This is a genomic window from Pseudoalteromonas sp. NH0006-26, from assembly GCF_057552415.1.
Map to the genome: position 1 here is coordinate 1 of NZ_BAAJMJ010000014.1, position 13,338 is coordinate 13,338.

A 13,338-nucleotide genomic window follows, 5' to 3' on the forward strand; every position below is an offset into this window, starting at 1 on the left:
CTTCCTATTTTTTTGTCAACACTTAATTTTGTTAAACTTGAAAGTTTTCAGAACTAAGTTTTACTCGACTCACTGATTAGCTCGTGCCCCGCTATGCGTTGCGCTCTGCCGTCTCAGTGGGGTCGCATTATAGGGAGATCCGAAAACAGATCAACCCTTTTTTGCAGAAAACTTGAAATAAATGACTGTTCGTTGGATATTTAGACTAAACGCTCATTTTAACCACTAAAAACTGCGCAAAAGTAGGTTTAACTAGCTAACTTTAAGTTTCCAACCGCATTTTTTCTGATACTTAATCTCTTGATTTAGCTCACTTGCCATCAACGGGTGGTTTTTTAACCAATTATTTTCAAATTGAATCGCTAACTCTTCATTCTCAGCTGTTATCTTGAAGTTTGGCAACACGTCATCTTGTCGGCGCATCGATAAAATAACAGCAATACGTAATAGTCGAACAATATACGCAGCAACACTACTATGTGCACCTAAATGATCTAAGCATCCTTTTTGAAGGTCTGAGCGATGGCTATGTGCTATAGCAACAATTACTTTATGCTCTGATTGCGAAAAACCAGGCATGTCGGTATTTTCTAAAATATAAGCGGTATGTTTATGGTACTGCTTATACTCTATTAATAAACCTATTTCATGCAGCTGCGCGACGGCATTTAAAAGCGGCAATCCACTTTGCGCTTCAATAGACCAATACTGACTGACTTCATTAGCTAGCAGTAATGCTAAACTTGCTACTCGAGATGCTTGCTTTTGATCAACATGATAACGATTCATAAAACCATCAATAGTACGTTGACGAATGTCGGTATTATGAAGCTCCGGTAGCATGCTATATAAAACACCTTCACGAAGAGCACCGCCCGCTAACCCCATTTGTTCTATTTCAAGAGACTCAAATAGTGCAATTAAAATAGCCAGCCCAGATACAAACACTAACCGTCGCTCTTCACTTAACCCAGGCAAGTCGAGTTCAGCTATTGTTTTATAAGCTATGGATTGTTGTTTGATGCTGTATAGCTTTTCAAGGGTGAGCATTTCATTTAAATGTTGCGCCACCATAATTTCTTGAATAGCTTGCACTGTTCCTGATGCACCAGAAGCAAGCTGCCAACCAGCCGTTTTATATTCAGGTGCTATTTCATCAATAACATTTCGCGCTGCTTTTATCGCAGCATTAAAGTTTGCTTCATTTAACTGACAATCTTTAAAGTAGCGTTCGAGGAAGGTCACACAGCCGATATTGAGACTTTTATAGTGACGTGCTTCAAAACCTTGGCCAATAACAACCTCGGTACTCGCCCCACCAATATCAATAACCAGCTGTTTGCCAGTACATGAAGAGGTATGCGCAACCCCTTTATAAATAGTTCGCGCTTCTAGCTCGCCACTAATAACATTAACTTTATGCCCTAATATTTCTTCAGCACGTAGTTTAAAGTCGTCGGCGTTGGTTGCTAAGCGAAGTGTTGCAGTGGCAACAATGGTGATGTTTTGCGTGGGAATATCTTGCAACCGCTCTGCAAACAAGGCTAAACACTCCCAGCCTCGTTGCATAGCCTCTAAGCTCAATAAATTATTATCATCAAGCCCAGCTGCGAGTCTTACTTTACGTTTGACGCGCCCTATTGTTTGCAGGCCGCCCGCCATTGATTTAGCAATAAGCATATGAAAGCTATTTGAGCCTAAATCAATGACTGCATATACATTTTTTTGCGGTTTAAGTTGCCCCACCGTTCAAAAACCTCTAGTTACAAATACGATCAAACTAACGGTCGGTTAAGACCGCCCTTTTTGGTAACCATTATTTGGGCGACGTCCGTTGTTATTACTACGATTACGTGGACCAGTGGAAAAATTACGCTTTCTATGAATAGTCGGCTTCGTTAAATCATCTAGCAATGCACTCTTATCGTAATGCGATAATGGAATGCTGTGCTCAATGTATTCTTCAATTTCATGAAGGTTATAAGCATACTGCTCACACGCAAAACTAATTGCATGACCTGAAGCGCCTGCACGAGCTGTACGACCAATACGGTGAACGTAATCTTCGCAATCATCTGGTAAGTCAAAATTAAATACATGACTTACTTCTGGAATATGCAAACCACGTGCAGCAACATCGGTAGCTACTAAAAAGTCTAGTTCGCCTTTACTAAATTGCGCGAGTATTGACTGACGTTTCTTTTGGTTAACATCACCGGTGAGCATGCCCACGCGATGTCCGTCTGCTTTTAACCATGCGTATACGGTTTCACAGCTATGCTTAGTATTTGCAAAAACAATGGCTTTCTCAGGCCATTCTTCTTCAATCAAGGTTAACAACAGCTTAATTTTATCTTCTTGTGAAGGATGAAATAGCTCTTCTTGAATACGTTTACCTGTTTTTACATCGGGCTCTATTTGCACATGTTCAGGATTAGTCATGTGTTCAAATGCAAGCTCTTGTACTCGGTAAGACAGCGTAGCAGAAAACAATAAGTTTAAACGCTCTGACGTATCTGGCATACGACGGAACATGTAACGAATATCTTTAATGAAGCCTAAATCAAACATTCGATCGGCTTCATCTAGCACGACTACCTCAATTTCATTAAGGGTGTAACAGCCTTGCTTATATAAATCGATTAGGCGACCTGTGGTGCCAATTAAAATATCAACGCCTTTTTCTAGTTGTGCACGTTGTTTTTCGTAATCTTCGCCACCATATACTAAACCTAAGTTAAGATTACAGTGCGGCGCTAAAATTTTTGCATCTTTGTGTATCTGAATCGCAAGCTCCCGAGTGGGGGCCATGATCAGGGCTCTTGGATGTTTACTAGGTGCTTTGCTAGATTGTAATAACCGGTGGCACGTGGCAGTTAAAAACGCCAACGTTTTGCCTGTACCTGTTTGTGCTTGGCCCGCAATATCGCGTCCTTCACAAATAAAAGGTAGGCATTTAGCTTGAATGGGTGTGCAATATTCAAACCCACTTTCGGTTAACCCGGCAACCACTTCCGGTGCAATAGCAAAGTCTGAAAACTTTTTATCGGTCAAATGTGTCTTAGTCATAGCGTTTAAGCATAACGTTTAAACTTGCAATAAGAAACAAGAGTGTTTAAATACGCACTAAATATTTCGCCTAACTAAACCGGAGAGCGCAATGAGCGAGAAAATAATCCAAATTACCGACGATAGCTTTGAAGCTGACGTATTACAATCAGACAAACCTGTACTAGTAGACTTTTGGGCAGAATGGTGCGGACCGTGTAAAATGATCGCCCCAATTCTAAGCGAAGTTGCTGATGAATTTGATGGCCGTGTAACGATCACTAAATTAAACATTGACCAAAATGCAGGTACACCACCTAAGTTTGGTATTCGTGGTATCCCTACACTACTACTTTTCAAAGACGGCCAAGTAGCTGCCACTAAAGTAGGCGCACTATCAAAAACACAATTAGTTGAGTTTTTAGAAAACAACATCTAAGTGTTAATTAAAAAAAGGGCTCTCGGCCCTTTTTTTAAATTTATTTTGCAGAAGTACTGGACGCTGCTGTAATGACCTGCTAGTTTATAAAGCCAACTAATCCTTAGTTATATTCAACAAACCTCACTCAACGATCTAATAAAGCGATTTTGAGTATGACAACTGTAATAAAGAACCCACCAATATGCATTTACGCGAATTAAAAGACAAGTCTATAAAAGAGCTTGTAAACCAAGCTGAGTCCATGGGGCTCGAAAACGTAGCCCGCTTGAGAAAGCAAGATATCATTTTTGCTATTCTTAAATCCCACGCCAAAGGCGGAGAAAATATCTTCGGTGGTGGTGTTTTAGAAATCTTGCAAGATGGTTTTGGCTTTTTAAGATCATCAGAAGCTTCTTACTTAGCAGGCCCTGATGATATTTATGTATCTCCGAGTCAAATTCGCCGCTTTAGTATGCGTACTGGCGACTCTATTTCAGGTCTTATTCGTCCACCAAAAGACGGTGAGCGTTACTTTGCTCTACTGAAAGTAAACGAAGTTAACTTTGATAAACCTGAAAACTCTCGCACTAAAATCCTTTTTGAAAACCTAACCCCACTTCATGCAAACGAACGTTTTCGTATGGAACGTGGTAACGGCAGTAAAGAAGATATTACCGCACGAGTTCTTGATTTAGCATCACCAATTGGCCGCGGCCAACGTGGTTTATTAGTAGCACCGCCAAAAGCGGGTAAAACAATGTTGCTACAAAATATTGCGCAATCAATCACACATAACCATCCTGACGTTACATTAATGGTTTTACTTATTGATGAACGCCCGGAAGAAGTTACTGAGATGCAACGCCTAGTAAAAGGCGAAGTTATTGCATCAACATTCGATGAGCCAGCTTCTCGCCACGTACAAGTTGCAGAAATGGTTATCGAAAAAGCAAAGCGTTTAGTTGAGCACAAGAAAGACGTTGTTATTTTACTTGATTCAATCACACGTCTAGCACGTGCATATAACACGGTTATTCCATCATCAGGTAAAGTACTAACCGGTGGTGTTGATGCTAACGCACTTCACAAACCTAAGCGCTTCTTTGGTGCTGCACGTAACGTTGAAGAAGGCGGTAGCTTAACAATTATTGCGACTGCGCTTATTGATACTGGCTCTAAAATGGATGAAGTTATCTACGAAGAGTTTAAAGGTACGGGTAACATGGAACTTCACCTTAACCGTAAGATTGCGGAAAGACGTGTTTTCCCAGCAATCGACTTTAACCGCTCAGGTACACGTCGTGAAGAATTACTTACTAAGCCTGATGAGCTACAAAAGCTGTGGATTTTACGTAAGATAGTCCATGACATGTCAGAAATTGACGCCATGGAATTTTTAATTGATAAGCTATCGATGAGTAAAACCAACGATGAGTTTTTTGATTCGATGAAACGTCAGTAACCTGAACACTGGTTAAATAAACGTTTTTAAATAAAAAAGACACCAAATGGTGTCTTTTTTGTTTTCAGAGTAAATTAATTTATTCGTATTGTTTAAACAGTGCCTGTAAGTTATTTACTAATATAGTTAGCTTTTGTGTATTAAGTTGTGGCTGAAGCAATTCATCGTCTAGCGCTTTCGCAGCTATGGCTATCTCTTTAAACTCGAACATTTGTGCCGCTCCTAATACTCGGTGACTATCTTTTTGCAGCGCCTGATAATCTGCATCTTTAAAATGCTGCTCAACAAGCTCGCTTTCTTCGGCTAAACTCTGTTGAAAGCTCGTCACTAAATCACTCATATCAACATGATTTTTTTCAGTTGGTGTCTCAGTATTTGCAGCATTTAAGTATTTTGCTAGTACAGTATAAAAAGACTCTTTATCAATTGGCTTTGCTAAATAGTCACTAAAGCCAAGCGATAAATAATGATCAATTTCATGGCTCATAGCATTGGCCGTCAATGCTAAGATAGGTTGTTCATAACTACATTGTTTGAGTAGTTCAAACGCTGAAATACCATCCATAACCGGCATTTGAATATCTAAAAGCACTAAATCTGGGTACAGCTTTAAACTTTGCTCTACTGCTTGCTCACCATTTTCAACGGCAATCACTTCCAGCCCAAGTGAGTGTAAATAACGAGTGATCAGTTTACGGTTATCACTGTGATCCTCAGCAAGTACTACCTTACCAGATAATAACCGCTCCCCGTCACCCGACTTAGCTTGCTGATCGTTGTAACACTTTTGTTCTTCAACTTGTACACAGGGCAAATAAAATGAAAACTCACTGCCTTTTTTAAACTCACTCTCCACACTAATGTAGCCACCCATCATCGCCGCTAATTGCTGCGACAAGCTCAAGCCCAACCCAGTGCCACCAAAACGTCGACTAATACTGTTATCGGCTTGGCTAAAACATTCAAAAATAAGTTTAAGTTGAGATGAGCTCATGCCAATCCCAGTGTCTCTAATCGAAAAAAGTAACCCTTGCTCCGTTTTACTAACACCAATAGTTACTTGCCCTTTATGAGTAAACTTAATGGCATTGGCACATAAATTAATAAGAATTTGTTTTACTCGCGTTAAATCTAATCGCGTAAAATAGGATTTATCTAACTGGCACTCTAAAACTAACGACAAACCTTTCGCTTTAGTTTGAGGAGAAAACATAGCGTGAATATCGTTGATAAGCTGCACCACATCAAAACAGCTAATATTAAGTTCTAATCGATTGGCTTCGATCTTACTTAAATCCAACACATCATTAATCAAGCTTTTTAAATGCTCACTTTGACGCTGTATTACTCTAAGCTCATCTTGTAACTGCTCAGGCTTGTATAGACCACTGATAAGATCATCAGTTTGTGCCAAAATCGCAGTTAACGGTGTTCTAATTTCATGACTTATATTCGCTAAGAACTGACTTTTCACCTCGTTAGCTTCACGCAGCTCTTGTGCCACACTTTGTAGCTCTTTAGTGCGCTGTTCAACTTGCTCAGTTAACTTTAGCTTGGCTTGTTTTTCTGTGCGGCGTTTATAAACAGCAATTACCGTAATTAAAATCAATATGGCAACAATCACCAATAAAAACGTTAGCTGTGAACGCTTAGCTATTTGCAATTCTTGTAAGTATTGTTGTTGTTTTAATTGCTTAATTTCCTGGTTTAGCTGATTTGATTCAAACTGAATTTGAAATTGACTAACCGCTTTTGAGGCTTCTTCGGTATTAACACTACGTTGATAATCAACATACTGTTGATGCAAACTTAAGGCTTTTTCATAATCCCCTAAGCTCGCGTTTATCAGTGCCTCAATTCCTAAGCCATCTTTAATACGCATGCCATTATTATACTCTTTGGCAAGGGTAATTGAGCGCTCTGAGGTTTGCTTAGCACTTTGCGTATCACCTTGTACAAATTGAACAATTGACAACACGTGTAACGCTGCCGCTAATAAAGACTTATTATCCGCTTCTATTGCGTATTGTTGGCCCGCATTAGCATGATAAAAGGCAACATCAAATTTATTTAATTTAAGATTGATGGTGGCTAAATTTGTATGTTTGGTAGAAAGTTGAAACGCGTTATTAACGCTTTGATAGTAACGTAAAGCCAACTGATTATAATGCAGTGCTAATTGGTACTGTCTCGATTCTGTGTACGCTACCCCCATATTACCGTATGCTTGGGCAACACCATCTTCATCGCCAAGTTCTTGAAAAACTTTTAAAACCTCACGGTACATTTCAAGAGCTGATTCATATCGAGAGAGACGAATATAAATACCGGCAATATTATGTAATATATCGGCTTTATCTTGCGCGCTCCCCTCTTTTTCATAAATGACTTTGGCTTGCTGATAATAATCAAGAGCCAGCTCCATGTTATACATATCAAAGTAAGCAAGCCCAATATTACTGAGTAAATTTGCCTGTTTTATCGGATTTTTAAGCGTGATAGCGATGTTTAACGCGCGGTTATAATCAACCACTGCTTGTTGCACTAGTCCTTGATAATAAAGCACAACTCCTTGCATTTTAATCGCACGAAAGTAAAGCTTAGGCTGATCTTTTAGCGTACTACTGATCTCTAGCAATTTAAAATATTTGAGTGCATTGGCTAAATCACTCTGCGCAAACGCCAGCTCAGCTAAATCACTATAAATAGTAATGCGTTGTAAATTTGGAACATCAGGGTTCGATAAGATATCGGTTGCAAGGCGATGCTTTTCAGGCCATGTTTGTTCAAGGTTAAACTGCTCAAACAAACTTGGCTGCTCATTTGATAAAGCGTCATTTGATGCACTACTTAAAACAGCCAAAAGGCCAATAAAGCAGATGCGCTTTAACTGAGTCAGCATAAAAATATCCTTAAATCCTTGCTAGCTATAACAAAATGACACCCAAACCAAGTATAAACAATCTAATTTAAACCAATTCAAAACAGGCACTCACGCCCACTCCTTGGGGTTCCATGTTATTTGGGTATATGATAATTTATCCAAGATACACTAATTAATAGATTGTAAACAATGCTTAACCCTCTGATAGATGAGATTTTTGAACTATTAATCAATAAAAAAGTGTGGATGGTTCATACTTTAGCATCTGAGTTAAAACAACGTGGGTTTCTTGATACATTAGCTACCGAGCCTGAGCGCGACCTATTTAAGCGCAATTTTTTAATTATGAATGCGCTTTATCAGCTACAACAGCAATTAATGCCAAAACAGCAATTACTCGTTAAAAGCTTACATATTGAACTAGTAAACAATCCCAGTTACAACCAACTACATCCTAACGACCCACTGCGTGACTATTACTTAAACTGGCAAAATTTTGAGACATCTACAGCTGAAGTCAATGCGTTATTAGATAGCTTTTGGCAACAATTTAGTCGGCCTGCCCATCGCGAAATTCCGCTGAACAATGAGCAACAAAAACAATTGTTGGCGCGTTGGCAATTAACCCCGCCAGTCACATTAAAGGCATTACAAAAACGCTGGCGACAACTTGCTGTACAGCATCATCCAGATAAACAAGGGGGTGATAATGAGGTGTTTAAACAATTAAAAATAGAGTATGAGCAACTCAAGGCGAGTTGCTCATCTTAAAATGTAAAACTAGCGTGTCAGTCGACGAGCACGTATTTTACGTCCTTTTATATTGCCTTCGGTTAATTTGCGTAACGCTGGCTTAGATGAATTACGCTCTACCGCAACAAACGCCACGTTATCAAGCACGTTAATTTTGCCAACTTGGCGCCCAGCAACACCGTCTTTTCCAGTTAGTGCGCCTAAGATATCACCCGCGCGCACTTTTTGCTTTTTGCCTGCATCTATCATCAGCGTCACCATTTCAGGTTTGTATGGCGGCTTATCTAATAGGTTATATGATGGCATTGGCTCAGGAGTAAAGTCACGCTCGTAATGGTCACCAATTTGAGCCACTTTAAATTGCTCTGCTTCACCGTAAATAGAACACGCAATCCCTTTTTTACCTGCTCGTCCGGTACGACCAACACGATGTACATGGGTTTGTGGATCGTGAGCTAAGTGATAGTTAATCACCATATCCATGTCATCAATATCTAAGCCTCGCGCCGCTACATCAGTAGCCACTAAAATAGACGCACTTTTGTTGGCAAAATGAATCAATGTGCGCTCACGGTCACGCTGCTCTAAATCACCATGCAGTGCCACCGCACTAAAGCCTTCATCAGCTAAGTCATCACATACTTGCTGTGTTTCAACCTTAGTATTACAAAACACCACACAGCTTTGCGGGGTAAATTTAAGAAGTAGCAGCTTAAGCGTTGGATAGCGCTGTTTATTATTATCCATTTTGTAGAAGTATTGCTTAATCGTGCTTTTTTCTTGCTGCTCTTCTACTTTAATCATTTCTGGATTACTAAGTACACGCTTAGCAATCGCTTCGATTGATTTTGGAAAAGTAGCGCTAAATAACAACGTTTGACGATTTGTTGGAATGCGCTCAATTATGGCATCAAGTGTGTCTTGAAAGCCCATATCAAGCATTTGATCGGCTTCATCTAGTACCAGAGTTTCAACATCATCTAAACGCAATGTACCTTTACGAATATGATCGTCAACTCGTCCCGGTGTACCCACAATAATATGTGCACCATGTTCGAGCGAGCCAATTTGTGGGCCAATTGAAACTCCGCCACACAAAGTTAAAATCTTAATGTTATGAATACCGCGCGCTAGTTTACGCATCTCAACCGCCACTTGCTCTGCAAGCTCGCGAGTTGGGCACAATACTAACGACTGAATACGAAAGCGTTTTACATTCAGTTTGGCTAAAACGCCCAAACTAAATGCCGCTGTTTTACCTGAACCCGTTTTTGCTTGGGCAATAATATCTTTGCCACTTAAAACAGGCGGAAGGCTTTGCGCCTGTACAGGCGTCATTTGGGTGTAGCCAAGTGTCGATAAGTTATCGACTAACCCTGAAGGTAAGGCCAACGATGAAAAAGCAGTTGCAGTCACAGTAAATTCCATAGCAAAAAATAACTTGAGAAAAGTCTCAATAAATATGCTGCTAATAATAGCAGAATTAACAATTGGCAACCATTAACAACGCACGATTAAAAGTGCAAATAAAGATATTGCAAATGATAGTTATTTTCATTAAGATCTGCGGCGTTTTACTATTCTAATAATCCTAAGCCGGAAGCTACTAATGAAACTTAACCCTCTTTTTATCGCACTTTTAGCCAGCACCTCTGCAAATGCACTTGCCAACACCGCAAATATAGAACGTATTGAAGTTAAAGGCAGTTACTTCAACGACTACAAAGTAGATAATGCCAGTGGTGCAATGAGAACCTCTACTTCATTACTCGATACCGCACAGTCAGTCACTGTTATTACAGACACCATAGTTAATGAACAACTAGCAACAACCTTAGGTGAAGTGCTAAGTAATGACGCGAGTTTAACGCCGGGCTCTAAACAACGAAACAGAGAAGTGTTTAACTTACGTGGTTTTGAATTAAGTTCATCAACCGGCTACCTGCGTGATGGCCACCAGCATTGGTCTCATTACCAGCAACCCATTGAGATTTTAGAGCAAGTAGAAGTTATTAAAGGCCCTTCAAGTATTTTATACGGGCAATCAGGGCCTGGCGGCCTAGTGAATATGGTAACCAAAAAACCGACTGCGCAAACGTTATTTAATGCCAGTGCCGATGTTGATCAGCATGGTTCAACTCGCTTTATGCTTGATGCTGGCGGCGCACTTACCGAGGCTGAAGATCTACGTGCCCGCGGTGTATTAGTAAAACAAGATGTTGAATACTGGCGAGAATACCAAAACGGTGATAACCGTGAACGCGATCGCTTTTTAGGTGCCTTAGTGGTTGATTACGATATTAGCGATAACGCCTTAGTGCGCGTGCATTATGATCGCACTGATGACGAAGCTGGCTTAGATACTGGCGCTTGGATAGATAATGATGCCAACATTATTGGCGATGACAAAACAATTCGTGATATGTCATGGGCCTTTACCGATATTACTGTTGAAAACATGGGTATTGATTTTAAGGTATTTTTAACCGACAACTGGCAGGTAAATTTAGGCTACAACGAGCAAACGTTTGAACGTCAGCGCTTTGAGTCAGCACCACGTAAGCCAAGTGACTTTATCGAAGGTGATAGTTACCAGTCACGTCCTTACGATCGCTTTGATGATTGGCAGTTTAAAACTGCTTTTATTGACTTCATTGGCGAATTTGAAACCTTGGGTGTGCATCATCAATTACTTATAGGCGCTAACTCACTGGATTATTACTACGGCCAATTACGTACATCTGCTGATACGATTAATTTTTCTGCCGGTCAAAATGAGCCTAATCGCCCTAATATAAGTTACAAGTCAGATGACACTATTAGCTCGTCTGCTTACAACTATTACGGGATTTATATCCAAGACTTAATTTCATTCTCACCAGAATGGCAAGTATCGCTAGGTGGTCGTTACGATAAACAAAGTAAAGAAAACAGCAATAACGAATCGTTCGTACCTAAGGTTGGCGTACTTTACCATCCTCATGCCTCTGCAACTGTTTATGCTAGTTACTCAGAAGGGTTTGAGCCGCAAAACGAAACATTGGTAAATACAAGTGATGTTAATAATGGCATGAAGCTCGATGCTATTACCTCTGAGCAAAAGGAAGTTGGGGTAAAATGGCAACTGTTTGATGACCGATTAATGCTTAGCGGTGCCTTATTTGATATTAGCAAAACAGGTACCTTAGTGAGCGAAGATCTTATTAACCCTATCGGTGATATAACCAGCATCACCACACAGGCAGGTGAGCAACGCCATAAAGGCTTTGAGCTTGCAGCTCAAGGTGCCGCTACTGACCGTTTATTTGTTATGGCATCAACCATGTATTTAGATGCTAACTATGAACGCGATGAAAAATTAGAAGGCAAACGCCCTACTGATGCTCCAAAATGGTCTGCCTCTTTATGGACACGTTATGAACTCAACGACGCTATTGCTTTTAATGCCGGTGCGTTTTACGAAGGAGAACGTTTTGCCGATAACGCTAACACCGTAACAAAAGAGGGATATACGCGTGTTGATATTGGCGCAACCTACAAGCTTAACTTAAGTAACAAAGATATTAACTTACGTTTAAACATCGAGAACTTATTTGATAAAAACTACCTAGCCGGTGGCGGTTTAAATAACGTTACCGTAGGTGAAGGCACAAGCGTGCGTTTAGCCGCACAATTTAGCTTCTAAGCTCATTCTTTATAAAGCCCATATTAAAAAGTATGGGCTTTATAAACTAATCCTTTATGACATAATTACTTACAGTTTGCTGCTTTACTAATTTATCACTTGCTCTAAAGTTGTAAATTAACAAGGAGCCTTATTATGTTGCTTTTCAATACTAGTCAGTCATTTCCTCATTTTACACACGTTCAGTGCTGCCCTGGCTGCAAAAGCAACAGCTATCACTTAGTTAATCAAAGCCGCTTTTTACGCTTTACCATTTTTCCTATATTTCCGATAAAGTTAAGTTATAAACGCGAGTGCTATCAATGCGGACATAGTGAGGCTATCAATATTAAAACGTTACCTCTGCTTGAAAAGCTTAGCCTACCAAAATACTGCGTTGGATTAATTTTATTACTGTGGGGGCTGTTATTTTTTTACCAAAAGCATCTCAACACTGAAATACTAAAACAAAGCTATTTTACCTCCCCAAAAGCTTATGATACCTATTTAGTCAAAGCCGATAAATTCACTCACGAACCATGGACTCTCACTAATTTAAAAGTTGCGCAAGTGCTAAGCTTTGATGAGCAATTTATAACGTTTCAAGTGAGTAATTACAGCTATAAGCGCAGTAGCGCCATTACCGCAGCGATGCGTGCAAGTTTATTAGTACAAAGAGATTATTTTTCCTCTCGAACTATTACCCTGCCTCGTAATGAAATAAAACGTTTATACGATGATGACATTATATTTGACGTGCTACGCCCACAAGCATATTCGCTTTATGGCGGGTTTGTAATGTTTCCACCTAAACCTAAGCCTCTTTATAAAGGCTTAAAGCTCGATGAGAATAATCAGCAAGGGATTATTTACTATAAAGATAAGCAATATAACGAAGCGCTTGAAAGCTTTAACCTAGCAGCAAACTCAGGCTCACAATGGGGTCAACTAAATCTTGCTCAAATGTATCGTGATGGACAAGGTACAAAAAAGAACATTCAGCAGGCGATTTATTGGTATAAAAAAGCCATTGCTCAAGGTAATAGCAAAGCTAAAGACGAACTTGAGCAACTATGCAAAACAACTCAGTGCGAATAAAATAAAGT

The 13,338-nt window shown here is 39.8% G+C and carries 9 protein-coding genes; 5 read left to right on the top strand and 4 right to left on the bottom strand.

Annotated features, from left to right (window positions below; translation table 11 throughout):
* Nucleotides 1–252: 252 nt before the first annotated feature.
* Together gppA and rhlB are read right to left on the bottom strand one after the other, a co-directional pair.
* Nucleotides 253–1,746 (bottom strand): guanosine-5'-triphosphate,3'-diphosphate diphosphatase, encoded by a 1,494-nt coding sequence (gppA, locus tag AC27JR_RS15990; RefSeq protein WP_076919920.1) that lies wholly within the window; start codon nucleotides 1,744–1,746, stop codon nucleotides 253–255.
* A gap of 45 nt (nucleotides 1,747–1,791) precedes the next feature.
* Nucleotides 1,792–3,069 (bottom strand): ATP-dependent RNA helicase RhlB, encoded by a 1,278-nt coding sequence (gene rhlB, locus AC27JR_RS15995; protein WP_010392673.1) that lies wholly within the window; start codon nucleotides 3,067–3,069, stop codon nucleotides 1,792–1,794.
* A 91-nt stretch (nucleotides 3,070–3,160) separates the two neighbouring features.
* Here rhlB and trxA point away from each other — a divergent pair, with 91 nt between their 5' ends.
* On the top strand, nucleotides 3,161–3,487 hold the full coding sequence (gene trxA / locus AC27JR_RS16000) for a thioredoxin TrxA (RefSeq protein ID WP_008109071.1): 327 nt from the start codon (nucleotides 3,161–3,163) through the stop codon (nucleotides 3,485–3,487).
* Between the two features lie 184 nt (nucleotides 3,488–3,671).
* Nucleotides 3,672–4,931: a transcription termination factor Rho gene (gene rho / locus AC27JR_RS16005; RefSeq protein WP_008109069.1), complete on the top strand. Its 1,260-nt coding sequence runs from the start codon at nucleotides 3,672–3,674 to the stop codon at nucleotides 4,929–4,931.
* Nucleotides 4,932–5,010: 79 nt separating this feature from the next.
* Here the strand turns inward: rho and AC27JR_RS16010 are convergent, their stop codons facing one another.
* On the bottom strand, nucleotides 5,011–7,833 hold the full coding sequence (locus AC27JR_RS16010) for a tetratricopeptide repeat-containing hybrid sensor histidine kinase/response regulator (RefSeq protein ID WP_487174138.1): 2,823 nt from the start codon (nucleotides 7,831–7,833) through the stop codon (nucleotides 5,011–5,013).
* Nucleotides 7,834–8,004: 171 nt separating this feature from the next.
* On the opposite strand from AC27JR_RS16010, the gene AC27JR_RS16015 reads away from it, so the two are divergent.
* Nucleotides 8,005–8,586, top strand: coding sequence for a DNA-J related domain-containing protein (locus tag AC27JR_RS16015; protein ID WP_008109066.1), 582 nt, complete (start codon nucleotides 8,005–8,007; stop codon nucleotides 8,584–8,586).
* 9 nt (nucleotides 8,587–8,595) lie between these two features.
* Here AC27JR_RS16015 and dbpA read toward each other — a convergent pair whose 3' ends face one another.
* The gene (gene dbpA / locus AC27JR_RS16020) at nucleotides 8,596–9,984 is read right to left on the bottom strand and encodes an ATP-dependent RNA helicase DbpA (protein WP_036934556.1); all 1,389 of its coding nucleotides are present in this window, start codon (nucleotides 9,982–9,984) and stop codon (nucleotides 8,596–8,598) included.
* Between the two features lie 193 nt (nucleotides 9,985–10,177).
* Here dbpA and AC27JR_RS16025 point away from each other — a divergent pair, with 193 nt between their 5' ends.
* Both AC27JR_RS16025 and AC27JR_RS16030 read left to right on the top strand, forming a co-directional pair.
* Nucleotides 10,178–12,253 carry a TonB-dependent siderophore receptor gene (locus tag AC27JR_RS16025; protein WP_487174139.1) on the top strand — a complete coding sequence of 692 codons (2,076 nt, stop codon included), beginning with the start codon at nucleotides 10,178–10,180 and terminating at the stop codon, nucleotides 12,251–12,253.
* 135 nt (nucleotides 12,254–12,388) lie between these two features.
* On the top strand, nucleotides 12,389–13,330 hold the full coding sequence (locus tag AC27JR_RS16030) for a tetratricopeptide repeat protein (protein ID WP_487174140.1): 942 nt from the start codon (nucleotides 12,389–12,391) through the stop codon (nucleotides 13,328–13,330).
* The last annotated feature ends 8 nt before the right edge of the window (nucleotides 13,331–13,338 follow it).

Coding starts and splice junctions, on each gene's coding strand:
- rhlB (WP_010392673.1), bottom strand. CDS start 3,069: ATGACTAAGACACATTTGACCGATAAAAAGTTTTCAGACTTTGCTATT.
- AC27JR_RS16030 (WP_487174140.1), top strand. CDS start 12,389: ATGTTGCTTTTCAATACTAGTCAGTCATTTCCTCATTTTACACACGTT.
- AC27JR_RS16010 (WP_487174138.1), bottom strand. CDS start 7,833: ATGCTGACTCAGTTAAAGCGCATCTGCTTTATTGGCCTTTTGGCTGTT.
- AC27JR_RS16015 (WP_008109066.1), top strand. CDS start 8,005: ATGCTTAACCCTCTGATAGATGAGATTTTTGAACTATTAATCAATAAA.
- rho (WP_008109069.1), top strand. CDS start 3,672: ATGCATTTACGCGAATTAAAAGACAAGTCTATAAAAGAGCTTGTAAAC.
- trxA (WP_008109071.1), top strand. CDS start 3,161: ATGAGCGAGAAAATAATCCAAATTACCGACGATAGCTTTGAAGCTGAC.
- AC27JR_RS16025 (WP_487174139.1), top strand. CDS start 10,178: ATGAAACTTAACCCTCTTTTTATCGCACTTTTAGCCAGCACCTCTGCA.